Origin of the sequence: Asticcacaulis aquihabitans (genome assembly GCF_032490435.1) — a bacterium.
GTDB lineage: Bacteria > Pseudomonadota > Alphaproteobacteria > Caulobacterales > Caulobacteraceae > Asticcacaulis.
Genome location: NZ_JAVGWM010000006.1, coordinates 56,593 through 78,189, shown reverse-complemented (window position 1 = coordinate 78,189; position 21,597 = coordinate 56,593). Strand labels below are relative to the sequence as shown.

General features: G+C 58.7%; 19 protein-coding genes. 10 read left to right on the top strand and 9 right to left on the bottom strand.

Annotated features, from left to right (window positions below; translation table 11 throughout):
• Positions 1 to 11: 11 nt before the first annotated feature.
• The 3 genes from RCJ00_RS19385 to RCJ00_RS19375 form a co-directional block, all read right to left on the bottom strand.
• Positions 12 to 506, bottom strand: coding sequence for an Hpt domain-containing protein (locus RCJ00_RS19385; RefSeq protein WP_316224221.1), 495 nt, complete (start codon positions 504 to 506; stop codon positions 12 to 14).
• Positions 507 to 623: 117 nt separating this feature from the next.
• A complete protein-coding gene (locus RCJ00_RS19380; protein WP_316224000.1) occupies positions 624 to 1,382 on the bottom strand; it encodes an NAD kinase in 759 nt (252 codons plus the stop codon).
• Between the two features lie 142 nt (positions 1,383 to 1,524).
• Positions 1,525 to 2,361: a DUF2336 domain-containing protein gene (locus tag RCJ00_RS19375; RefSeq protein ID WP_316223999.1), complete on the bottom strand. Its 837-nt coding sequence runs from the start codon at positions 2,359 to 2,361 to the stop codon at positions 1,525 to 1,527.
• Between the two features lie 253 nt (positions 2,362 to 2,614).
• Here RCJ00_RS19375 and RCJ00_RS19370 point away from each other — a divergent pair, with 253 nt between their 5' ends.
• Complete coding sequence (locus RCJ00_RS19370) at positions 2,615 to 4,009, top strand: hypothetical protein (protein WP_316223998.1); 1,395 nt, start codon at positions 2,615 to 2,617, stop codon at positions 4,007 to 4,009.
• A 63-nt stretch (positions 4,010 to 4,072) separates the two neighbouring features.
• Here the strand turns inward: RCJ00_RS19370 and ypfJ are convergent, their stop codons facing one another.
• Positions 4,073 to 4,927 (bottom strand): KPN_02809 family neutral zinc metallopeptidase, encoded by an 855-nt coding sequence (gene ypfJ / locus RCJ00_RS19365; protein ID WP_316223997.1) that lies wholly within the window; start codon positions 4,925 to 4,927, stop codon positions 4,073 to 4,075.
• Between the two features lie 340 nt (positions 4,928 to 5,267).
• Here ypfJ and RCJ00_RS19360 point away from each other — a divergent pair, with 340 nt between their 5' ends.
• Both RCJ00_RS19360 and RCJ00_RS19355 read left to right on the top strand, forming a co-directional pair.
• Positions 5,268 to 6,383, top strand: coding sequence for an efflux RND transporter periplasmic adaptor subunit (locus RCJ00_RS19360; protein ID WP_316223996.1), 1,116 nt, complete (start codon positions 5,268 to 5,270; stop codon positions 6,381 to 6,383).
• 1 nt (position 6,384) lies between these two features.
• The gene (locus RCJ00_RS19355; protein ID WP_316223995.1) at positions 6,385 to 9,861 is read left to right on the top strand and encodes an efflux RND transporter permease subunit; all 3,477 of its coding nucleotides are present in this window, start codon (positions 6,385 to 6,387) and stop codon (positions 9,859 to 9,861) included.
• 72 nt (positions 9,862 to 9,933) lie between these two features.
• On the opposite strand, the gene RCJ00_RS19350 is transcribed toward RCJ00_RS19355, so the two are convergent.
• Genes RCJ00_RS19350 through RCJ00_RS19340 form a run of 3 tightly spaced genes read right to left on the bottom strand, consistent with a single transcriptional unit; the run spans position 9,934 to position 12,917 of the window.
• A complete protein-coding gene (locus tag RCJ00_RS19350) occupies positions 9,934 to 11,202 on the bottom strand; it encodes an HlyC/CorC family transporter (RefSeq protein ID WP_316223994.1) in 1,269 nt (422 codons plus the stop codon).
• Positions 11,203 to 11,211: 9 nt separating this feature from the next.
• Complete coding sequence (gene aroB / locus RCJ00_RS19345) at positions 11,212 to 12,345, bottom strand: 3-dehydroquinate synthase (RefSeq protein ID WP_316223993.1); 1,134 nt, start codon at positions 12,343 to 12,345, stop codon at positions 11,212 to 11,214.
• On the bottom strand, positions 12,342 to 12,917 hold the full coding sequence (locus tag RCJ00_RS19340; RefSeq protein WP_316223992.1) for a shikimate kinase: 576 nt from the start codon (positions 12,915 to 12,917) through the stop codon (positions 12,342 to 12,344). Before RCJ00_RS19340 ends, aroB begins: the two co-directional genes overlap by 4 nt.
• Positions 12,918 to 13,007: 90 nt before the next feature.
• Between RCJ00_RS19340 and RCJ00_RS19335 the strand changes: the two genes are divergently transcribed.
• The 3 genes from RCJ00_RS19335 (at position 13,008) to RCJ00_RS19325 (ending at position 15,814) form a co-directional block, all read left to right on the top strand.
• Positions 13,008 to 13,931: a site-specific tyrosine recombinase XerD gene (locus RCJ00_RS19335; protein ID WP_316223991.1), complete on the top strand. Its 924-nt coding sequence runs from the start codon at positions 13,008 to 13,010 to the stop codon at positions 13,929 to 13,931.
• Positions 13,932 to 14,033: 102 nt separating this feature from the next.
• Positions 14,034 to 14,993 (top strand): acetyl-CoA carboxylase carboxyltransferase subunit alpha, encoded by a 960-nt coding sequence (locus RCJ00_RS19330; protein WP_316224220.1) that lies wholly within the window; start codon positions 14,034 to 14,036, stop codon positions 14,991 to 14,993.
• A gap of 161 nt (positions 14,994 to 15,154) precedes the next feature.
• A complete protein-coding gene (locus RCJ00_RS19325) occupies positions 15,155 to 15,814 on the top strand; it encodes a hypothetical protein (RefSeq protein ID WP_316223990.1) in 660 nt (219 codons plus the stop codon).
• Positions 15,815 to 15,843: 29 nt separating this feature from the next.
• Here the strand turns inward: RCJ00_RS19325 and RCJ00_RS19320 are convergent, their stop codons facing one another.
• Positions 15,844 to 16,719 (bottom strand): mechanosensitive ion channel family protein, encoded by an 876-nt coding sequence (locus RCJ00_RS19320; protein ID WP_316223989.1) that lies wholly within the window; start codon positions 16,717 to 16,719, stop codon positions 15,844 to 15,846.
• 103 nt (positions 16,720 to 16,822) lie between these two features.
• Here RCJ00_RS19320 and RCJ00_RS19315 point away from each other — a divergent pair, with 103 nt between their 5' ends.
• Positions 16,823 to 17,686 carry an FUSC family protein gene (locus RCJ00_RS19315; RefSeq protein ID WP_316223988.1) on the top strand — a complete coding sequence of 288 codons (864 nt, stop codon included), beginning with the start codon at positions 16,823 to 16,825 and terminating at the stop codon, positions 17,684 to 17,686.
• A gap of 56 nt (positions 17,687 to 17,742) precedes the next feature.
• Here RCJ00_RS19315 and tadA read toward each other — a convergent pair whose 3' ends face one another.
• On the bottom strand, positions 17,743 to 18,204 hold the full coding sequence (gene tadA, locus RCJ00_RS19310; protein WP_316223987.1) for a tRNA adenosine(34) deaminase TadA: 462 nt from the start codon (positions 18,202 to 18,204) through the stop codon (positions 17,743 to 17,745).
• A 56-nt stretch (positions 18,205 to 18,260) separates the two neighbouring features.
• On the opposite strand from tadA, the gene RCJ00_RS19305 reads away from it, so the two are divergent.
• From RCJ00_RS19305 to RCJ00_RS19295, 3 genes are all read left to right on the top strand, one after another.
• Positions 18,261 to 20,522 carry a pseudouridine synthase gene (locus RCJ00_RS19305; protein ID WP_316223986.1) on the top strand — a complete coding sequence of 754 codons (2,262 nt, stop codon included), beginning with the start codon at positions 18,261 to 18,263 and terminating at the stop codon, positions 20,520 to 20,522.
• Between the two features lie 12 nt (positions 20,523 to 20,534).
• Positions 20,535 to 21,110, top strand: coding sequence for a 16S rRNA (guanine(966)-N(2))-methyltransferase RsmD (gene rsmD / locus RCJ00_RS19300; RefSeq protein WP_316223985.1), 576 nt, complete (start codon positions 20,535 to 20,537; stop codon positions 21,108 to 21,110).
• 205 nt (positions 21,111 to 21,315) lie between these two features.
• Positions 21,316 to 21,465, top strand: coding sequence for a hypothetical protein (locus RCJ00_RS19295; RefSeq protein ID WP_023459272.1), 150 nt, complete (start codon positions 21,316 to 21,318; stop codon positions 21,463 to 21,465).
• Positions 21,466 to 21,597: the final 132 nt, after the last annotated feature.

The following is a 21,597-nucleotide window of genomic DNA, read 5'->3' as shown; positions in this document are numbered from 1 at the left end:
TAGGCGCAGGATCAGGTATTGAGGCCGATCTTGTCCAGGTGTTCCTTGACGCGGGCCTCCAGCGTCTCTGACAGGATTTTTCCGGTCGGATGATCTTCGGTCTTGATCTGTCCCCGCACGACGGCCCGTATAGCATCCATGTGCGCTTCGACCAGTTTCCACGGGGCCTGAGCGCGTTTTTCCTCTTCATCCAGCATCTTGCAAAGGGAGCCGGAGATACGGGTGATCAGGGGGAAGCCGTAGGTCGTGCCAAGACCCTTCAGGTCATGCGCGCGATAGAAAAGCTGATCGGCATTTTGTGGGTTCAATCCCTCCGCCTTGATGCGGGCCTGGACATCTTCGAGCTTGCGAATTTCATCCATCAACCAGTCTTCGAACTGGCTGGAGAGGTCGGCAAGGGCAGCCTCGGCCTTGGCGATCGCCTCTGAATCCAAGGCGCCCAAACGGCCGCCGACCTTGGCGCGCAAGGTATTGGGAACTTGAATAATCTGCACTTTTTCAGACATGGACATGGGGAATGGCGACCTTCTAGCAATTCTTGGCTCCCACATTAACCGTAGGAAATTTAAGAACCGCTAATAAGGACGATCTTTTTACCCGTCGCCGTCACCTGTCTACCGCTGTCAGGACATGAATTGCTCTGCCAGAACGCGCTCGTCGTAGCCGTTGCCGGCATCGAAAAGCAGGGTGGCTTTCAGATCTTCGGCCTCGCTGATATCGACGCTGACGACATCGCGGACATCAAAGGTATCGGCGGCGGCGCTGATGGGGCGCTTGTCGACTTCCAGGGTTTCGATACGAACCTTGGCGGTGTGCGGCAGGATGGCGCCCCGCCAACGCCGGGGGCGAAAGGCGCTTATCGGCGTCAGCGCCAAGGCCTTGGCGGTCAGCGGGATGATCGGGCCATGCGCCGACAGGTTATAAGCTGTCGAACCTGCGGGTGTGGCGACCATAATGCCGTCGCACATTAATTCGTCGAGGCGGACCTTGCCATCGATGTAAATCTTCAGCTTGGCGCCTTGGTGAGACATACGCAGCAGCGACACTTCATTGAAGGCGAGGGCGGTGTATTCCGTACCGGCACGTGTTCGCGCCGTCATGCTGAGGGGGCTGATCAGCGTGCTTTCACTTTTCAATATCCGCTCGATCAGTCTCTCTTCAGCGTAATCGTTTAGCAGGAAGCCCACCGATCCGCGATTCATACCAAAGATGGGAATCTGCTCTTTCAGGTACTTATGTACGGTTTGGAGGAGAAAACCGTCGCCACCGAGCGCCACTACGACATCCGGATTGCCGGCCGATCCATACAGAGCCTTCAGCCGCGCGCAGGCGGCTTGGGCTTCAGGGCGATCGGAGGCGGTGAAGTCGAGACGTAGGGACATGATCCCTATTTAATCAGGTTTCCCGTATTCGTCTATAGGGCTTTCCCTGACGACACGCGCGGTTCTTATCCGAAAACACGTATGAAAACAAAATTGTATACGTCTTTTGACGGTAGCGCGGTTGGGATGTGACGACTGCTGATCAACCCGCCGGGTTGATCAGGGCGGCTAATTTTCGGCGTGCGATTTCCGGTGCCAGGCTGAACACCGACAGGATCAGCGGCTTTTGTCCCTCCGCCAGACGCGGCTCGCCGCCATGATGGTTTTGCCACTGCGACACGACATGAAGAAAAACCGCCCGATCCAGGCCTGCGGCGCACAAGGCGAGAGCCAGTGGAACAGGCGAGGGCGACGAAAGCGCCTGGCTTAAGCCGGCGGGCTCCAATTTCAGCCGGCGCGACATTTCTCTAACGAAGCCGGCAGTCTCGCCGCCGCGCAACAGGGCCAGAAGTTTGAGGTTCCCGTGGCCGGTGGTTTGCGTCACGTCTTGTCGAAGACTGGCCTTGGCGTGTTTCAGGCCGGGGTGTGCCAGGACGGCGGCGCGGACATCCGGACTGGCTGCCGCGCGACGGGCGAAGGCGGCTTCGTCCTCAGCATCGAAATCCAGGCGCAGATTGCGCGCCATCATAGCAATAACGCTGTCGTGATGACTGCGGAACAAAGCCTTGATAACGCGCCAATCCAAACCGGGCCTGGCGGCGATCAGGCGGTGGTGCGCTTCGCCGGTGGCGGCGACAAGGGCCAGTAGAGCCTGGGGCGTCAGGGTGGGCAGGGCGGACTGTAGAAGGGGAGCGGCCAGGCTGACCGGCATTCCGCACAGGCGGACGATCAGATCCTCGTCGGAATGAATGGGCGTCCCCGAACGTCCATCCGTATCACCGACTTCCACGGCGGGCGCGCGTGTCTTGACGGTCGTCCGGCCGGAGTCCGGCCGGGCTACGGGAACGTCGAGATCAGGGGCCAGTTGCGGGGCAGGCAAGGCGGTTTCCAAAATTCCAGTCGGGCCGGCTGCCGTAAAGGCCGCGGGCAGATTCGCGATGGCGCCGACTCTGCGGGAACAGGGTGAACACTTGCTTAATGCGGAAGCGAGCGGCTTAATGCGGAAAAGGAGGCGTGACCGACAACTTTTCCGCGAAACGCAGTTATGTTTCGCAAAATAGTCTGCGTTAATCTTGTCTCAATTCGACGTCGGTAAGGTGACAGCCTGTTAGTATCATAAACTAAGTGCAACCATGTCCGAAATGCACCAGGAAGCCCCGAGGGAGCCGATCACGGTTTTGCCGCGTATACTTGTAAACGGGCGCGAGGAACTGATGCTTGAACGTGCCAACGCCGTCGAAATTGTCGAGCGTTTGCGCGAAACCCATGTCGACATCAATGGTCACACCTTTTTGCTCAAGCTCGATACCTTGGTCGTACGTCTCGGTATCAAATGGGACGTAAAGCGCGAGCTGGTATTCGAACATTTGAAAACCGCGTTTGAGCGCATCTATCCGGAACCGAACTGGTGCATTGGCATAAACGAGGATTGCTTCCTCGGCATGATACCGGAGATTGGGAAGCGCAAGGGGGCTCTGTTTATGACGGAGCTGTGGCGCGAACTGTGTAGTTTCTTCGTCGGCGACATGTCGGCGCTTGAAGTGCCGCTGTACGATGTGCTGGTCGAAGATGTCGACTGCTTGTCGTTGAAGAAGATAGACATCAACACCTGTTACGACGTCGATGAGAGCGGAAACGGCCCAATAAAGGCACGCGGCGGCGGTGCGCATCAGGATGGATCCTCCACCACGGATGGCAAGCCAGAAGGCGCGCAGGCCGGCAGCCGGCCGGTTATTGTCGCCGCCACGGTCTCCTATGCTGGTCGTAACCTCAAGGTTGCCAGTGCAATAGAACCGCTTTTCGAAATGAAAAAGATGGTTCTGATTGGGCATCGGCTTGAGGCCATGGTCATGGAGGCGCTCGATAATACGCTGCTTGATCGCAAAGGCCTGGCCAATCTGGATTGGGGTCTGCGTGAAATGGTCGATATCATGAATATCGATCAGGGACTTAAGCTGCTTAGGCTGCGCACACCCGAACAGCGCAAGATGATGATGGTGGTACCGGCGGCCTTTTCGACCTTTGCGTCGGCGCGCGCTCGGCAAAAAATTACCGCCGAAGTCCAAAAGGCTGCTGCCGAAATGGGCCTGAAAGTCCTGTTTGAAATCCGAGGGCTTGATGGTGTCCCGCCACACCGCGTGCTGGAAATCGTTTCTCTTATAAAGCCCTATTGCATGACCGCGGTCGGCTCAGTCAGTCCCGACCGCAAGATTATCAGCGGCTTGGCCAAGTGCGGCCTGTCCGGGGTTTGTATCGAGTATGATGGCGCCAAGCGTGACGAAGACGGTTTGCGCGATTATCTCGGCGCCCTGGCGACGGCAGCGAAGGCTTCAGCCGGCGCTTGCATGGTTCAGGGTTTCGATAACTATCGGCAAATGGCCGTAGCCCGGCTGGCCGGTGTTACGCATGCCAGCATGAAGACGGCGGCCCTCATGTCGCCAAAGGGAGCCGCGCACATGGCGGCGAGTGCGGCCGAAGCATTGAGGGAAACGTCTGTGCCTTTAGCGAACAAGTTGCCGCACGACTGACGGCTCTTCGCGGCGGTGGCGCTCCCCTTTTAAGAAATGACCTTTCTCAGGACTGGCCCGTCTTCAGGACCGAAATGTGTCGCACGACGCCGGGTCGCCTGAGGTGAAGCCGGTCTTGAACCATTGCACGCGTTGCGCAGCCGACCCGTGTGTAAAGCTATCGGGAACGACACGGCCTTGCGCCTTGCGTTGCAAGGTGTCGTCGCCCACCGCATTGGCGGCGCCCAGGGCTTCATCGATGTCGCCAGCCTGAATCCAGTGCTGCTTTTGGTTCGAGTCCTTGGCCCACACGCCCGCATAACAATCGGCCTGCAATTCCAGCTTGACCGACAAGGCATTGGCACCGCTTTCGCTTAACCCCTGTTCCTGCCGCTGAATCGCAGCGCTGGTTCCCAGCAGGTTCTGGACGTGATGGCCCACCTCGTGCGCGATGACGTATGCCTTGGCGAAATCGCCCTTGGCGCCTAACTCCGTGTCCATAGTGTGGAAGAAGTCGAGATCGAGATAGACCCGTTCATCTGCCGGGCAGTAGAAGGGCCCCATGGCGGATTGGCCAAGCCCACATCCGGTTTGAGTCCCCTGACTGTACAGAACAATGGTGGAGGGATGGTACGGCTTTCCGGCCGCATCGAACAGGGATTGCCACGTATCGTTGGCCGAGGTGTGGATGACATTGGAAAAATCGCAGGCCTCGTCGCCCTGAGGGCAGGTGCCGGTCGCCGCACCCTGCTGAGCGGTTGGAGACTGACCTTGAAGCTGGTTTCCGGCATTCATAACGGTAGACGGGTCGATGCCAAAGACGAAATAACCAATAAGGGCCAGTACTGTAAGCACAACGCCGCCGCCGGCTATAGGAATAAGGCCGCCGCCCCCGCGCCGGTCTTCGACATCACCCCTGCGTCCGCCCTGCCAATCCATTCTCGTCTCCTGTACCAATTCAGATGCCGCCAAAATGACGGTGTCCAGATAAAAATGCAGCGTGATTTTATGTCCGCTGTCCCACCCCACGGCCGCTGGCCAGTTAACCACCTTTCCCTGTTTGTGAAGGTTTAAAATGCTGACAGGTTTGTGTTGCTTTGTGGTATAGCGCACAAAACGATGCAGCGTGGCGCGGAGGCAACGCTTTGTACGCATTTGTGTCTTATTTTTAATGTGGCCTTCGTTGACTCACAACCTGGGCCACATCATCATGTAACATAAGAAAATATCTCTCGGGGCGGCAAGCCGGCGGGCGACAAAAACGTAGGATCAAATGGGCATGACTTCGGGTGGTATTGGGGGGCGCAAGCCCGGTTTGCGCGCCGTGTTCGCAATCGGTGTATCGCTGGCGCTTGTTCTGGGCAGCGGTCTTTCGGCCTGCGGCGACAAAAAGAAAGCAGATGGCGATAAAAAAGGCGCGGCTGGACATGCCGCTGTCGTCAATTTTGCCACCGTCCGTGATGCCACGGCGCCCGTGAAGATCGCGGGTACGGGAACAATCAGTGCCTGGCAGGAAGTGATTGTCGGCGCTGAGACAGGTGGCCTGACCGCTGTGGCACTTCTGGTCGACGAAGGGCAGTCGGTCAAGCAAGGTCAGCCCCTTCTGCGCATGAATGATGTCCTTCTTCAGGCACAGTTGAAGCAGGCGCAGGCTAATTACAATCAGGCCAATAAGGCGTATCAACGCGCCCAAAGCCTCTTCCAGCAGGGATACCTCTCCGCTGCCGCCCTCGACAACGCCGAAGCGTCCAAGCTGACGACCGAAGCGGCAATGCAGACGGCCCAGACCCAGCTCAACATGGCCACGGTGCGTGCGCCGGTTTCCGGCATGGTGACGCATCGTACCGCCGTTCTGGGCCAGAATATCCAGCAAGGCGCCGAACTGTTTCGTATCGTGCGTGATGGCCGGATCGAACTGAACATGCAGGTGGTCGAATCCGACCTCCATAATATCAGCGCCGGAATGGCGGCCACGGTGACCAGTGAATCGACCGGTCCCGTGACCGGCAGCGTCCGCATCGTCACCCCGATGGTCGATCCGTCGACACGCCTGGGCTATGCCCGCATCTCCGTCCCTTGGTCTTCGGGGCTGCGCCCCGGCATGTTTGCCTCCGGCTTCATCGACGCCGGGATGCAGAACGTGCTTCTTATTCCGCAGATCGCCGTCGTCTATACCGAGAACGTGCCGAACGTGTATGTGATCGGTGCCGATAACAAGGTGCACCTGCGCAAGGTGGTCATTGGCTCCACCACGCCGACCAAGGATATTGTCGTCAAGGAAGGACTTGCCGTCGGGGATCACGTGGTCACGACCGGTGCGGGCTTCCTGAACGACGGCGATGCTGTCAAGGCGACACCTCAGTCGGGTAATCCGCAAGCGGGCGGAGAACACTAAGATGTCCAACCCTGCACCTCAAGGCGGGGGCGGCTTCCAGATTTCGTCCTGGTCGATCCGCAACCCCATCCCGACTCTCGTCTTCTTCGTCGTCATGACGTTCGCCGGCATTCTGGGCTTTAGCCAGATGCGCATCAACAACTGGCCGGATATCGACTTCCCGATCGTGGTCGTCACGGTCGTCAGGTCCGGCGCCGCCCCGACCGAATTGCAAAATCAGGTCACCCGTATTGTCGAAGACTCCGTCTCCGGCCTCGGCGGTGTTCGCCATATCCAGTCCTATGTCAACGAAGGCGCATCGACCACGGTCATTACCTTCCAGTTGGACACCGACCTGGAAAAGGCCACCAACGATGTGCGTAACGCCGTGGCGGGTGTCAGGGCCAACCTGCCTTCCGATGTGCTTGATCCCATCGTGTCGCGTGTCGAGAACGCGCAGGGACAGCCGCTGCTCAGCTATACGATACGTGCCGCCAATATGTCGCCGGAAGACCTGAGTTGGTATGTCGACAACGATGTCGCCAAACGCGTTCTCGGCGTCAAGGGTGTGTCCAAGTTAACCCGCGATGGTGGTGTCGACCGCGAAATCCGTATCGAATTGGATCCCGCCAAATTGGCTGCCCAGGGCGTAACGGCCGGTGACATCAGCCAGCAATTGCGTAATTTCAACGTTAACATGCCGGGCGGCCGCTTTAATGCAGGGGCTTCGGAACAGACCATCCGCACGGTGGGCGGCGCCAATAGCGTACAGCAACTGTCCGACACACGTATCACCTTGTCCAACGGTGGCAGTGTACGCCTGGGCGACATTTCGACCGTCATTGATACCTGGTCGGAGCCGCGCACCCGCGCCCGCTATAACGGCAATGAAGTTGTTGGCTTCAACATACAACGGACCCGCGGCACCTCCGAAGTCCACGTCGCGGCCGGCGTTCGCGCGGCTATAACCGCCTTGAAGGCCTCGAACCCGAACGTCCAGATCGAGGAAGTTTCGTCGAGCGTCAAGGAAGTTCAACGCAGCTTCGACAGCTCAATGGAAGCCCTTCTGATTGGTGCGCTTCTGGCGGTCTTCGTTGTGTGGCTGTTCCTCCGCGACTGGCGGGCGACCTTCGTGTCGGCCGTCGCCATGCCGATGTCATTGCTGCCGACCTTCTTCGTGATGCATGCGATGAATCAGTCGTTCAACGTCGTCACGTTGCTGGCCTTGTCGCTGACGGTCGGTATTCTGGTCGACGACGCCATCGTGGAAATCGAGAACATTGTCCGCCACATGCGCGAAGGCAAAAAGCCATACCAGGCTGCCATCGAAGCCGCCGACGAAATCGGTCTGGCTGTCGTCGCGACCACGGCGACCCTGATCGCCGTGTTTGCCCCGACAGGTTTCATGCCGGGCATTGTCGGCCAGTTCTTCAAGAGCTTCGCCATTGCCTCTTGCGTGTCCGTCTTCTTCTCGCTGGTCGTGGCGCGAACCCTGACGCCACTAATGGGCGCCTATCTCCTGCGTGCCAATCCCAAGCATGACAACGACAAGCCGTTCTGGATGGATGGGTATCAGGCCATGCTGCGCTGGTGCCTGGAAGGCCACGTCAAATGGCGCTGGTATATCCTTTTCCATGGTGTGATCATCGCGGCCATCTTCCTGCTCGCCGGCTTGCCGAAGGGCAATATGGTCGTCGCTGGCATCGGTGTGGCTGTGTTCCTGGTCGCCGTGCTTCTGACGATTGTCATACACAGGCCGTATATGAAATCGCGTTGGGCCGCGCTGGAAATCGGGGTGATTATTTCGCTGGGTCTTATCGCCATGGCTTCGGGCAGCTTCATGCCGCACCCGGCGCCTGGGGCCACAGGACCGCACCCGGCAATGATCCAGCCGACCGTGCCGGGCATGATCGCCGGTGGTGTCATTGCCTTGATCGGCATTGGCTTGTTGATTGGCACCATCGCTTTGGTGCGTAAGCTGAAGACCTCTCTCCTCGGCGCCCGCTGGGCGGTCATTCTCGGCGGCATCGCTTTCTTCGCCGGATCGATCGCGCTGCTCAGCACCATCCCGCAGGACAACATTCCGGCGGATGATTCCTCGATGTCGGTGATGACGCTCAAGCTGACTCCCGGTACGCCGCTTCAGGAAACCGACAATGTCGTCAAACAGATCGTCGCCGACCTGAAGACGCACAAAGAGGTGCGCAGCACCTATGCCGTGACGAACATGGAAAGTTCGACGATCACGGTAAACCTGGTGCCGAAATCGGAACGTAAGCTGTCTCAAACCCAGTTTGAACAACAGTTCTCCAAGACTCTCGCCAAATATCCCGGCATCCATTCCAGCTTCGGCCAAGACGGCGGTGGCGGAACGGGCGTGGCCTATATTCTGGCCTCGGACAACGAAGCCCTTCTAGCCGCGACCTCACGGCAATTGCTGCGCGAAATGGCTGCCCTGCCGGAACTGACCAATGTGCATTCCCAGGATAATCTGACCCAGCCGGAAGTGATCATAACGCCCAAGCCTGACCAGGCCGCGTTGATGGGCGTTTCCACCGCCACCATCTCTTCGGTGGCGCGTGTCGCCACAGTGGGGGACATCGATCAGATCCTGGCCAAGTATAATGATGGCGACCGCCAGATCCCGATCCGTGTCCTGTTGAAAGCGGATGCCCGTTACGACATAGGCTACCTCAATACGCTGATGGTGCCGACCAAATACGGCACGTCTGTGCCGTTGACGGCGGTGGCTGATATCACCTTCGGCGCCGGTCCGATCCAGATCAACCGTCTCGACCGGACGCGGTCTGCGACTGTCAATGGTGATCTCAACGGCGTGCCCAACGGGACGGCGGACGCGGCCGTCATGAAGACGCCGACCATGAGTAAGATCAAGAATGGTGAAATTCCGGGTATTCGCATCGTTCCCAACCCGAATACGGAAGATTTCCTGGAAATGGTGCCGAACTTCATTGCCGCCATCCTGACCGGAATCGCCTTGATGTACGTCGTTCTGGTCTTGCTGTTCGGATCGTTCTCCCATCCGGTGACTATCCTTCTGGCCTTGCCGCTCTGCTTCGGCGGGGCTTTTGTGGCCCTGATCCTGTGCCATATGAGCCTGTCCATGCCGTCCTATATCGGCTTGATCATGTTAACCGGCATTGCAGCCAAGAACTCGATCCTGCTGGTCGAATACGCCATGGTGGCCATGAAGGAGGGTATGTCACGAACGGAGGCCTTGTTTGAGGCGGCGCGCAAGCGGGCACGTCCGATCGTCATGACCACGGTGGCAATGGGAGCGGGTATGATCCCCGTTGCCATCGGTAACGATGCCTTCCGTCAGCCCATGGCCGTGGCGGTGATCGGCGGCCTGATTACCTCGACCCTGTTGTCGCTGTTGTTCGTGCCGGTCAGTTATACAATTATCGATCAGATATCGAACTTCTTCGGCAGGATGATCTCGCCCTTCTTCCATGCCCAGGGCAAGGACGAGGGTTAAGGGTTCGTCCAGCGACATAACGAAAAACCCGCCAGGTAGCCTGGCGGGCTTTTTTGTAAGATCGGCAAGGGATCAGAGAGGAAAAATCTTGATCGCCGTAATCTGATTTCGCTGCTTTCGCATGATCTGGAATTTACGGTCATAGAAGATAAAGGTCTGGCCGGGCTCAGGGATTGTCCGGGCTTCGTGAATGACCAGGCCGGCAATGGTCACAGCATCCTCGTCCGGCAACTCCCAGTCCATAGCGCGGTTGAGGTCGCGAATTGGCAGATCGCCATCAACATGGATCGATCCGTCGCTTTGCCGACGGATTGCCGTCATCACGGCGTCGTGCTCATCGTCGATTTCGCCGACGATTTCTTCCAATATGTCCTCGAGCGTCACCAGCCCCTGCAGGGCGCCATACTCATCGACCACCAGGGCAAAATGCGCCTTCTTCTTGCGGAACGCTGCCAACTGGTCCTTGAGATTGGTGGTGTCCGGGATGAACCAAGGCTCACGCGCGATGGCCATGACATCGACGCTGCTGATATCACCCTTGGCGCGGATAACCGCCGCCATGAGATCGCGCGCGTGCAGAATGCCAATGATATTCTCGGTATTCTCCTTATACAGCGGCACGCGCGTATGGCTGAAACTGAGAGCGGTATCGATAATCTGGGTGGTCGGCAGGTCGGCGTCGATCATATCGATGGATTTACGGTGCACCATGATCTGACTGACATCGAGCTCAGCTAAGTCGAGCACACCACGAAACATGTTGCGATCTTCGCTCTGCACGGCGCCTTCGTCGTGGTGGTATTCGACGGCACCACGGATTTCTTCATGGGCCGCCAGAACGTCGACTTCCATTGACATGCGGACGCCGAACAGGCGCAGGACCGCGCGCACGAACCATTGGACGGCGTTGATGATGGGGCCGCAGATGATGACGGTCCAACTCACCGGGCGCGACAGGAAACGCGCCACGTCGTCCGGGCGCATGATGGCTAGGGTTTTGGGTAGGACTTCGGCGAAGACCAGCACCATGACGGTCATGAAGGCCGTGGAAATAGCCGCCCCCCACGGACCAGGGATGGCGCGGTCTATGGATATGGTGGCGATGGCCGACGCGCCGATGTTGAGCACATTCTGCAATAGCAGGATCGCGCCGATCATCTTCTCCTGATTGGTCAGCAGCTTGTTCACGCGCTTGGCGGCCTTGTCGCCGTCGCGTTCCAACTGGTGCATGCGCCCCCGCGATGCGGCGGTCATGGACGTTTCCCCTGCGCTGAACAGCGCCGATACACCCAGAATAGCCAGGAGAACCGGTATCAGGGCGAAAAGCGAGGCGAGGAGCATGGTAAGCCTTTAAAGTGCGGCCTGTGAAGAAACGGCGCCATCGAGGATAAGGAATTCGGCGATACTGTCCGCAGGCACCTTCTTGGCGACGAAGGCACGTCCAATGCCGCTGACCAGCACGAAGGTGAGGGCGCCGCCCTCCGCCTTCTTGTCGTGACCCATGTGGGTGATCAGCCGGTCGGCATCGAACGGCGTATTGCGGATATCGGCCATGCGCGTCGGCAAGCCGGCATGGCTGATCGCCGCGACGGCGCGCCCTTCGTCTTCTTCCGTACATTCGCCGTTGAGCGCGCTATAACGGAAAGCTTGGCACATGCCTATGGCAACCGCTTCGCCATGTAGCAGCACATCGCCAAAGCCGACCTCTGCTTCCAAGGCATGTCCGAAGGTGTGACCGAGATTGAGCAGGGCGCGTTGGCCGCCTTCGCGTTCGTCGGCGGCGACGATTTCGGCCTTCATCTCGACGCTGCGCGCCACCGCGTGCAGGATGGCATCGGGCTCCAGAGCCAGGACGCGGGTATCGTTGGCCTCAAGCCAAGTGAAGAAATCACGATCTCCCAGCAAGCCGTACTTGATGATTTCGGCGTAGCCGCAGCGGATTTCGCGCTCAGGTAGGGTTTTCAGCACGTCGAGATCACACAGGACAAGACGGGGCTGCCAGAAGGCGCCAATAAGATTCTTGCCCTTTTCATGGTCGATGGCCGTCTTGCCGCCGACCGACGAATCGACCTGGGCCAGAACGCTGGTCGGTATCTGGATGAAATCGATGCCCCGCATATAGACGGCACAGGCAAAGCCGGTCAGGTCGCCGATGACGCCGCCACCAAGGGCGATAACGACATCCTTGCGATCAAGCCCGCAATCGAGCAGGGCGTCGATGACGAATTTCAGTCCGTCGAACGATTTGCTGGCCTCACCGGCCTGGACGACGATCTTGTGTGTCTTGTGACCCGCCGCTTCGAACTGCGCCAGAATGCCATCGGCATGAAGCGGCCCGACGTGGCTGTCAGTCACCATCACAACTCGCTTGTTGGTCAGGAACGGACCCACCCATTTTTCGGCTTCGGTCAGCAGGCCCTGGCCCACAATGACCTCATACGACTTGAAACCCTCACCGCTGACGGGGATGCGTTTAACGGTCATTGGCCACCTTCGACGTGACGGCGCAGGGCTTCGATCACCTGATCTAGCGCCTTGACGTGGGATTGGTCGCCGGTATCCACGGTGATGTCGGCCATTTCATAGAGGGGGTAACGGGTTTTCACGTGTTCCTTCAATACGTCTATCGGGTTGCGGTCCCTGAGCAGGGGGCGGTGCGGACGGTTGGCGACACGACGCGCCAACACCTTGATATCTGTCTTGAGCCATAGGGTTATGGCCTTTGCTTTCAGCTTTTCGCGCGTCAATGGGTGTGTCAGCGCCCCGCCGCCGGTGGCCAGTATCTGAACGGGCGCGTCAAGCAGGCGGGAAATCACCCTTTGCTCTCCGTCGCGGAAACCTTTTTCACCATAGCTGGCGAAAATGTCCGCTATGCTCTGTCCCGCCGCCTTTTCGATTTCTTCGTCCGCATCGACGAACGGCAAGCCGAATTGATCGGCCAGGCGACGGCCGATAGTTGTTTTACCCACACCCATCAGGCCGACAAGCGCTACGGTTTTCGGCAGGAGGAAAGAGGGACGGGATTGGGTCTGAGAAGGCTCGGCTTGCGCAGTCATGCGTTTGCTTTACACGATGTTAGGGCGTTATTGCCAGAATTATTCCGGCGTCGGAGCTTCCGCCGCGAGAGTACAAACACGGTCGCGAAAATGAATAGCCGATTCGACCCCGTAAAGTCGTTCCTCCAGATGATGGCGGTTGAGCGCAACGCTGCCCGTCCGACACTGGAGGCCTATGGTCGGGATCTGGCCGACCTGGCCGAGGCGCTGGAAGTGACGCCAAGCGGCCTCTTGCAACTGACTGAAGGGGATCTGGCGCGCTATTTCGGCCTCCTGAATGAACGGGGTCTGTCCGCATCGTCGATGCAGCGCAAACGCTCCGCCATCCGGCAGTTCTTTCGGTTCTGCATGGCTGAAAGCCTGATCGCCGCCGACCCGTCGCGCAAGATTGCAGCGGCGAAGAAGGGACTTTCTTTGCCCAAGATTCTGTCCCGCGATGAAGTTGACGGGTTGATTGCCGCCTGCGCCGAAAAAAATCCCGATCAGGCGATCCGCCTGGAATGCCTGATTGAAATGGCTTACGCGTCGGGCATGCGGATATCCGAATTGGTGGGCTTGCGTCTCGATGCCGTACAGCGCGATCCGGCGTTCCTGATCATCAAGGGCAAGGGCGGTGTCGAACGGCTGGTGCCGCTCAATCCGTCAGCGCGCCTGGCGATCAAGGCCTATCTCGATATTCGCGGTGCCTTCCTGCAATCCAAGGACCAGGCCAATCCGTTTCTATTCGCGTCACGCAGCGCCGAAGGACACCTCACGCGCCGGCGCGTGGGACAACTCCTCGACGAGGCGGCGACGAATGCCGGCATAGATCCTGCCCGGGTGTCGCCGCACGTCCTGCGTCATGCCTTTGCGACTCACCTCCTGGAAGGCGGCGCGGACCTGCGAACGGTGCAAACCTTGCTGGGGCATGCCGATATTTCAACAACCCAGATATATACGCATGTCGCCTCCGAACGTCTGCGTGAAGTGGTCGAAAGCCATCATCCGTTGGCCAAGGCGCGGCCCGGTGACTAAAAACTCCTTTGACGGACGCAAACTTGCTGTTAAAGGCCATCTCCCTTATTCGATATTGGTTTTTAACAGGCTCCGCGCACACATGGGGCATTCAAGAGCGACCTGATGCGACATTATCTCGAATTTGAACGTCCCATTGCGGACCTTGAAGCGAAGATTGAAGAACTGTCGGCTTTGTCGCAAAGCGGCGGGGCCAATCTCGACGTCGAACTGCGCGCGCTGCGCGATCGTACCGAAGTGCTGCGCCGTGAAACCTATTCACGCCTGGAACCGTGGCAGAAGACCCTGGTGGCCCGTCATCCGGAACGTCCGCATCTGGTCGACTATATCAACGGCCTGATTGAGGATTTCGTCGAGCTGCGCGGCGATCGCAAATTTGGCGACGATCAGGCGATCGTCGGTGGTCTGGGCCGGTTCCGCGGTCAGGCCGTCGTGGTCATGGGCCATGAAAAAGGCCATGACACCACCACGCGGCTCAAGCACAATTTCGGCATGGCCCGCCCGGAAGGCTACCGCAAGGCGGTTCGCCTTATGGAACTGGCGGAACAACATGGCCTGCCCGTATTGACCTTCGTCGATACAGCCGGTGCATACCCCGGTATCGGTGCCGAGGAACGCGGCCAGGCCGAAGCCATTGCCCGTTCGACCGAAAAAGGCCTGACCCTTCGCGTGCCGATGATCGCCACGGTGACGGGTGAGGGGGGCTCTGGCGGCGCCATTGCGCTGGCGGCTGCCAACCGTGTGCTGATCCTCGAACATTCGATCTATAGCGTGATCTCGCCCGAGGGCGCGGCCTCGATCCTGTGGCATGATGGTTCCCGTGCCAAGGATGCCGCTGAACAAATGAAGATCACCGCGCCTGATTTGCTTAAGATGGGGATTGTCGACCGTATCGTCGAAGAACCGGCCGGCGGTGCGCACTCCAACCCGGAAAAGATGATCGAGATGCTCGGCGATGTGCTGGAAAGTGAACTCCAGGCAATGAGCTTCCTGACTGAGGACCAGCTGGTCGCACAGCGGGCGCAGCGCTTCTACGATATTGGACGCAAAGGGCTGACCTGAGAGGCTTCGGGTTAGAAATCCACAAATTTACGGGGCATAGGGACATGTCCGGTAACGGGGTGTTTATGCCCTGCTGATAATTTGCGACTTTGAAACAACTTGTGAGGGAACGGCGGCTCTCCCTATTGATGGCAGGTTGCCATATCTTTGGAGTCTCCCCCATGCGTTCCTATCTGCTTGCCGCGGTCGCGGCTGCCGCTCTGTTTCCCATTGCCGCTCAGGCGCAGATCGCCCCGGACTTTGCCGGCGTCCGCGTGAGCACATTGGGCGTTGGCGCAGAATTTGGTCTTAAGCTCAATGATCACTTTACGGTCCGCGCCATCGGCAATGGTGCAAATTTTGGCTATAACGACACGACTGACGACGGCATTCGCTACGATGGCGACCTGAAGCTGGCTTCCTATGGTGCGCAAGTCGACTACCGTTTTGCCGCCAATGGCCCACTTTATGTTACGGCCGGCGCTTACAAGAACGACAACAAGGTCCATGCGACCGGACGTTACACAAACAATGTCATTGTTGGAGGCATACCCCTGACGCCGGCTCAGGTTGGTGTCCTGACGGCGCAGGCCAAATTCGACGACACAGTTCCCTATTTGGGATTGGGCGCACGTTGGCCGGTCGGTCATTTCGAATTCAACCTCGAAGCCGGCGCCTATTTCCAGGGGCGCCCGCGTGTAACGCTGACATCGGACAGCATCTATGCCAGTGATCCGAACGTCCAAGCCGCCATCGAAACCGAGCGTGCCGATCTGGAAAACGATATCAAGGACTTCAAGACCTATCCGGCTCTGACCCTCGGTCTGCGCTACAAGTTCTAGGCACCTGCAAGCTTCACCGGATTGGTGCTCTAATGTTTTTCAAGGCTGACTTGGTGCGGATAGGGAATTTCAATTCCCGCCGCATCAAAGGCAGATTTGATATCGATCATCAGGCCCGTTCTGGCCGTATTGGCATTGTTTGGCATCACCCAAATGGCAACCTTGGCGGTGATGCCACTGGGGGCAAATGCCGCAAGCCCGACAACAGGATCGTGCGTGCTTAGCCGCTCGGGCTGGGCATGCGCGACCTTGGCCAGAATATCCAGAACGCCTCGCAGATCGCTGCCATAGGCCACGTCAACGGGAATCTCGATCTTCATCGCCGCGTTGGTGGTGATGTTGTAGATCTCATTGGTGAAGACCTTGGTGTTCGGAATAAACACCCGCACGTTGTCGCCGTTATTAATTTCGGTCGAGAACAGGCCGAGACGATGAACTGTGCCCTTGACCTCGCCGACGGAGACGAGATCGCCGATGCGGTAGGGCTTGTTGAACAGGATCATCAACCCCGCGGCGACATTGCCAAGCGTGCCTTGCAAGGCCAGACCGATCGCCAAAGAGGCCGCGCCGAGAACGGTCAATAGTGAGGCGGTCTGTACGCCCAGACGGTTCAAAACCGCCACCAGCCCGACTGCGAGAATAAGCCAGCGCACGACCTGCGAGAAAAATTCCAGCAGCGTACGGTCGCCGTCCTTATGCACCAGACGCCGTGAGGTGCGCTTTACCGCGTCCGAGGCCATGCCTGAGACAACCCAGGTGATGACGAAGATCAGTGCGGCCCAGCCAATATTGGCCATCATTTCCGGACGCGCGCTGAGATGCGCCCACACGATATTGGCTTCGCGCGTCACTTCATCGATGACCGGCTGAAAAGGGCCTGGGCTGAAGCGGGTCGCACCGGACATTATGGGTCTCCTTGGCAAATAATATTAGACGGGCTATCCGTATGGGATGACGAAGGCACTGACAACTCTTTCATGGCCTCAGGGGGCATATGCGGCGCGACTTGTGCTGGCCGCTGTGCTGGCGATGTTCGCCTCGCACTTCTTGCCCGGGCACCATGAATTCAGCGCGGTTATCAGTGCCCTGATCGTTGTCCGTCCGTATAGCCAAGGCGCGTTGAAGGCCGGACTTATGCGCCTGCTGGCGACCCTTATGGGGATCGCGCTGTCGTTCTGTGCCGTAGCTTTGCATAGGGTCGGCTTGAATGCCTATGCCCAGTTGTTGATCGGGCTCGTCCCTCTGGCCATTCTGACAGCCTATAAATCCGAGTTCCGTTCCGCCCTGATTGCTGCTGTGCTGATGTTGGGCGCGTCTGCCAGCGCGACGACCGGCCTGACGGGTTTGGAGGACGCAGCCATTGGCCGGGCGGTTGTCGTCGGCATCGGCGCATGCATCGGCGTGGCGATTTCCGTGCTGGTCTTACCGAGGCCGCATAGACAGGCCGTCGCCGATAAGGCGCTGGAGATCATGATCCAGATGATCGGCGGCCTGACCGTCGATCTGTCCAAGAAAGCCGAAACGGCCGATACGCGATTGCGCCGCGCCTTGCTTGAGCTAGGCCAGATGCACCGGGACAACGGCAATGGACATGCCGAAGATGACCCATCGGGCCAAATCGTCCGTCTGGTTCGTCACGCCCAAGCGGTGTGCCTGTTGTTGCGCGTCGAATGGCGGCGCGAAGCGGGCGAGGGACGCGAGGCGTTCTGCACGGCGATGATAGACCTGCTGAACGCCGTACGCGCAGGGCGGGCCGATGAGGATGAAACCGTTGACGTGTGGAAGCGTCTGCCGGAAGTCACAGGCGTGCAGAACTGGATGGTACGGGCGCTGGCTGGCGATGTGGTGCGGCTGGCCAAACTGGCCAGTTAGAGCATAAAAGTAGGGAGATAGAGTGCGGATCTGATTCAGTCAGATCGGCATATGCTCTATGCTTTGCGCCGGGCGCGAAAAAAGCTTTTCAACATGTCAGCGCTTTCTTCCGCTAAAACGCCCGATGTCACCTCAGGCTTCCAGTGACAGGTCGGCTGAGCGAAGAATTTCGGCCCGCTGACGACGGCGCCCCCCTTCGGGTCGTCGGCGCCGTAGATCACGCGTCCAATGCGGGCGTGACTGATGGCCCCGGCGCACATGGCGCAGGGTTCGAGCGTGACGTAGAGCCACAGATCGGTCAGTCGATAATTGCCCAACTGTTCGCCTGCGGCGCGGATGGCTAGTATCTCGGCGTGCGCACTGGCGTCATGTAACGAAATGGGCGAATTTCTTGCGCTTGTTACAACAGTTTTACTTGACGGATCGAAGATTAGAGCGCCTATCGGCACCTCACCGGACAAGGCAGCATTTCGCGCCTGTTCCAACGCCTGTGCCATCAAGATCAGATCATCTTCCATGAGGTCTTAAAGACGCGGTGGTACGGAGGCGTCAAGCAAATTTAGAAAGATATGACGTGACCCAAGACAGTAACGCTGGAGAGCGTAACGAACCCGAATCCAATGATGAGCCCCGCGAACTGAGCGCCGAAGACATTCAGCGCGCTCGTGAATTGCAGGACATCGCCGACGGTCACCGTTATGTTCCGCAGGAAATGCGCGATGCGCGCGAGGCGCAGTCCGAACGCCCCAAGCGCGTCAAGAAAGACGACAAGAAGGACGATAAGAAAGCCGCCGCCAATAGCGGTGAGCGTATCGCCAAGGTCCTGGCCCGTGCCGGTCTGGCGTCGCGTCGTGAAATCGAACGGCTGATCGGCCTGGGCAAGATCGCCGTCAATGGTCGCATCCTTGAAACGCCGGCTGTCCTGGTCAAGGCGACCGACGTCATTACAGTCGATGGCCAGGTTATCGGCAAGGCCGAGCCCACCCGCCTGTGGCGTTATCACAAACCCGTCGGCCTGGTGACGACTGAACGCGATCCGTCCGGCCGCCCGACCGTTTTCGACAAACTGCCATCGGATCTGCCCCGCGTGCTGAAGGTTGGTCGCCTCGATTTGAACTCCGAAGGCCTTTTGCTGCTGACCAATGATGGCGAACTGGCGCGTGCGCTTGAACTGCCGTCCGCTGGCTGGGTGCGCCGCTATCGCGCCCGCGCGCTCGGTAACACGACGCAGGCGCGTCTTGACGCCCTGAAAGATGGGACAACCGTTGACGGCGTCATCTATGGCCCAATGGAAGCCACGCTCGACAAGATGGCGGAAAAGGCCGATGGCCGCGCCAATTGTTGGGTCACGGTGTCGATCACCGAAGGCAAGAACCGCGAAGTGCGTAAGGTGTTGGAGTCGATTGGCCTTAAGGTCAATCGCCTGATCCGCCTGGCCTACGGCCCGTTCCAGCTTGGCAATCTCGAAGCCGGTGAGGTGGAAGAGGTTGGTCCGCGGGTCATTCGTGAAATGCTGTCCGACGTCGTGCCACTGAAGAACCTGCCGCCCGAGGGCGCGTCCCAGACGCGGTCGGTTTCCGCGCCACGTTACGACAATACCGGGACAGGTGCGCCGGCCGGCCGTCGTGGCGGCGGTGATCGTTTCGGTGACAAGCCAAAATTTGGCGACAGCAAGTTCGGCAACAAGAAGTTTGGCGACAAACCAAAGTTCGGTGGCAAGACGTTCGAGGATAGGCCCAAGCCATTCAAGCCGCGTACGGAATTTGAAAACCGCGAATTCAAACCGCGCGATTTCGACGAACGTCCGCGTTTTGAAGGCGATGGTGAAGCCCGTGATCGTCGTCCGGAGCGCGAATTCACGCCACGCCGCGACTTTGGCGACAAGAAGCCATACGGTGACAAAAAGCCATATGGTGAGAAGAAACCTTGGACGCCGCGTGCCGAAGGCAGTGAGCGCCCGCGTTTCGATGATCGTCCGCGCCGCGATTTCGGCGACCGTCCGCAAGGGGATCGCCCCCAAGGAGATCGTCCAGCCTATAAGAAACCTTATGCGGCGCGTGAAGACGGTGAACGCAAGTCCTATGGCGATCGCCCGCGTCAGGACCGCTCACAAGGCGAACGTCCGTTCAACAAGCCTTATGCCAAAAAGCCCTACGGTGACCGCGACGGCGTACCCGCCGGTGAGGCCGGGGCCTATGAACGCGCCAAGCGCGAGTTCGGCGGTCAGAGGGGCGAGAGCCGAGGCGACGACAGGAAGGCCTACGGAGACAAGACTTGGACGCCGCGCCCGGAACGTGGCGACCGTCCGCAGGGTGATCGTCCGGCTTTCAAGAAGCCCTACGCCGCCCGCGAGGATGGCGAGCGCAAATCTTACGGTGACAGGCCGCGCCGTGACTTTGGGGATCGTCCGCAAGGTGATCGCCCGGCTTTCAAGAAGCCCTATGCTGCCCGTGAGGATGGCGAACGCAAGTCCTATGGTGATAAGCCGCGCCGCGACTTTGGTGACCGTCCACAAGGCGACCGCCCGGCTTTCAAGAAGCCTTACGCTGCTCGCGAGGATGGTGAACGCAAATCTTATGGTGACAAGCCACGCCGTGACTTCGGCGACCGCCCTCAGGGTGATCGTCCTCAGGGCGATCGTCCGGCCGCCAGAAAAGAGTGGAAGCCGCGCGAAGAGGGCGGTGAGCGCAAGTCATATGGTGACAAGCCGCGCACCTACGGCGATCGTCCCCGTCCTGCCGGTGGCGGTTTCAAAGGCAAACCGTCCGGAGGCTATTCGTCTGGCGGCCATAAATCTGGTAGCAAGCCGCCTTTCAAGCCGCGTCGCGATAGCTAAGGGCCTGAGCCGATGCGTATCGTCGGGGGAAACTTCAAGGGGCGCACGCTTGTAACGCCGGACGGGCAAAACACCCGTCCGACGTCCGATCGCGCCCGCGAGGCTATTTTCAACATTCTGGCACATGCCGATTGGGCGCCCACCCTTGAAGGCGCGCGCGTCATGGACGTGTTTGCCGGCTCCGGGGCCTTGGGCTTTGAGGCCATGTCGCGCGGCGCCGCCTTTTGTCTGTTCGTCGAAACGGACGATGCGGCGCGTGGCGCCATTCGCGACAATGTCGAGACATTCGGTCTTTTTGGCACAACGCGTGTCCACAGACGGGACGCAACCCAACTTGGGACACGTCCCGGCTCTCAGGCCGAGGCATTTGACCTTGTTTTTCTCGATCCGCCCTATCGCAAAGGCTTGGGAGAGAAGGCTTTAGCGGCTTTGGCAGGCGGTAATTGGTTGTCCGAAAATGCCATAATTGTCTTCGAGCGGGCTGCCGATGAGGATGATTTTGTCACAGAGCTGTGGCAAAAAATCAACGTCAAAACCTATGGCGCGGCGCAGGTTTTGTTCCTGCAACAAAAAATTTTTAATTCATAAGCCACAGATTTCATTAAATAAAAAAGCCATAAAAATGGCATAAGTGGCATATTTAACGCATTGTTAAATAATAGCTATTGACGGCTCCCGTAACTTATCCCCAATATGTCCTTAATAGGGCGTAAACCATAGGCAAGGCCGAAAACAAGGCACAAAAATTGCTGGACGTCCTGGGTCTGCTGTTACTTAAATTAGGGGTCAAGTGATGGATATTCAAACCGTAGAAGCCGTGAAAACGCGCGCCTCGAAGCGTCGTCCCGATGCTTTGAAGCTGCTGCTCGTTGCCGGCCTGAGCGTACAGGTATGGGGTGTGGTGATGGGCCTTGGGCTCATCATTCTGAACCTGACGCACTAAAGCCTTTTCGAAGTCTGCAATCCGGCGGTTGCGGGCTTTTTTATTGGGTAGAATACCACAAGGGCGAGGGGCCATGTCGGGGCGCGGTTGATGACCGCGCCCCGACTATTTTGTTCCCGGTAACGCCAGGCG

Excerpts from the sequence above, each read along its gene's own strand:
- RCJ00_RS19340 (WP_316223992.1), bottom strand. The coding sequence starts at position 12,917 with ATGACTGCGCAAGCCGAGCCTTCTCAGACCCAATCCCGTCCCTCTTTC.
- tadA (WP_316223987.1), bottom strand. The coding sequence starts at position 18,204 with ATGGAAGATGATCTGATCTTGATGGCACAGGCGTTGGAACAGGCGCGA.
- ypfJ (WP_316223997.1), bottom strand. The coding sequence starts at position 4,927 with ATGGATTGGCAGGGCGGACGCAGGGGTGATGTCGAAGACCGGCGCGGG.
- RCJ00_RS19360 (WP_316223996.1), top strand. The coding sequence starts at position 5,268 with ATGACTTCGGGTGGTATTGGGGGGCGCAAGCCCGGTTTGCGCGCCGTG.
- RCJ00_RS19335 (WP_316223991.1), top strand. The coding sequence starts at position 13,008 with ATGAATAGCCGATTCGACCCCGTAAAGTCGTTCCTCCAGATGATGGCG.
- rsmD (WP_316223985.1), top strand. The coding sequence starts at position 20,535 with ATGCGTATCGTCGGGGGAAACTTCAAGGGGCGCACGCTTGTAACGCCG.
- RCJ00_RS19380 (WP_316224000.1), bottom strand. The coding sequence starts at position 1,382 with ATGTCCCTACGTCTCGACTTCACCGCCTCCGATCGCCCTGAAGCCCAA.
- RCJ00_RS19385 (WP_316224221.1), bottom strand. The coding sequence starts at position 506 with ATGTCTGAAAAAGTGCAGATTATTCAAGTTCCCAATACCTTGCGCGCC.
- RCJ00_RS19355 (WP_316223995.1), top strand. The coding sequence starts at position 6,385 with ATGTCCAACCCTGCACCTCAAGGCGGGGGCGGCTTCCAGATTTCGTCC.
- RCJ00_RS19350 (WP_316223994.1), bottom strand. The coding sequence starts at position 11,202 with ATGCTCCTCGCCTCGCTTTTCGCCCTGATACCGGTTCTCCTGGCTATT.
- RCJ00_RS19370 (WP_316223998.1), top strand. The coding sequence starts at position 2,615 with ATGTCCGAAATGCACCAGGAAGCCCCGAGGGAGCCGATCACGGTTTTG.
- RCJ00_RS19320 (WP_316223989.1), bottom strand. The coding sequence starts at position 16,719 with ATGTCCGGTGCGACCCGCTTCAGCCCAGGCCCTTTTCAGCCGGTCATC.
- RCJ00_RS19325 (WP_316223990.1), top strand. The coding sequence starts at position 15,155 with ATGCGTTCCTATCTGCTTGCCGCGGTCGCGGCTGCCGCTCTGTTTCCC.
- aroB (WP_316223993.1), bottom strand. The coding sequence starts at position 12,345 with ATGACCGTTAAACGCATCCCCGTCAGCGGTGAGGGTTTCAAGTCGTAT.
- RCJ00_RS19295 (WP_023459272.1), top strand. The coding sequence starts at position 21,316 with ATGGATATTCAAACCGTAGAAGCCGTGAAAACGCGCGCCTCGAAGCGT.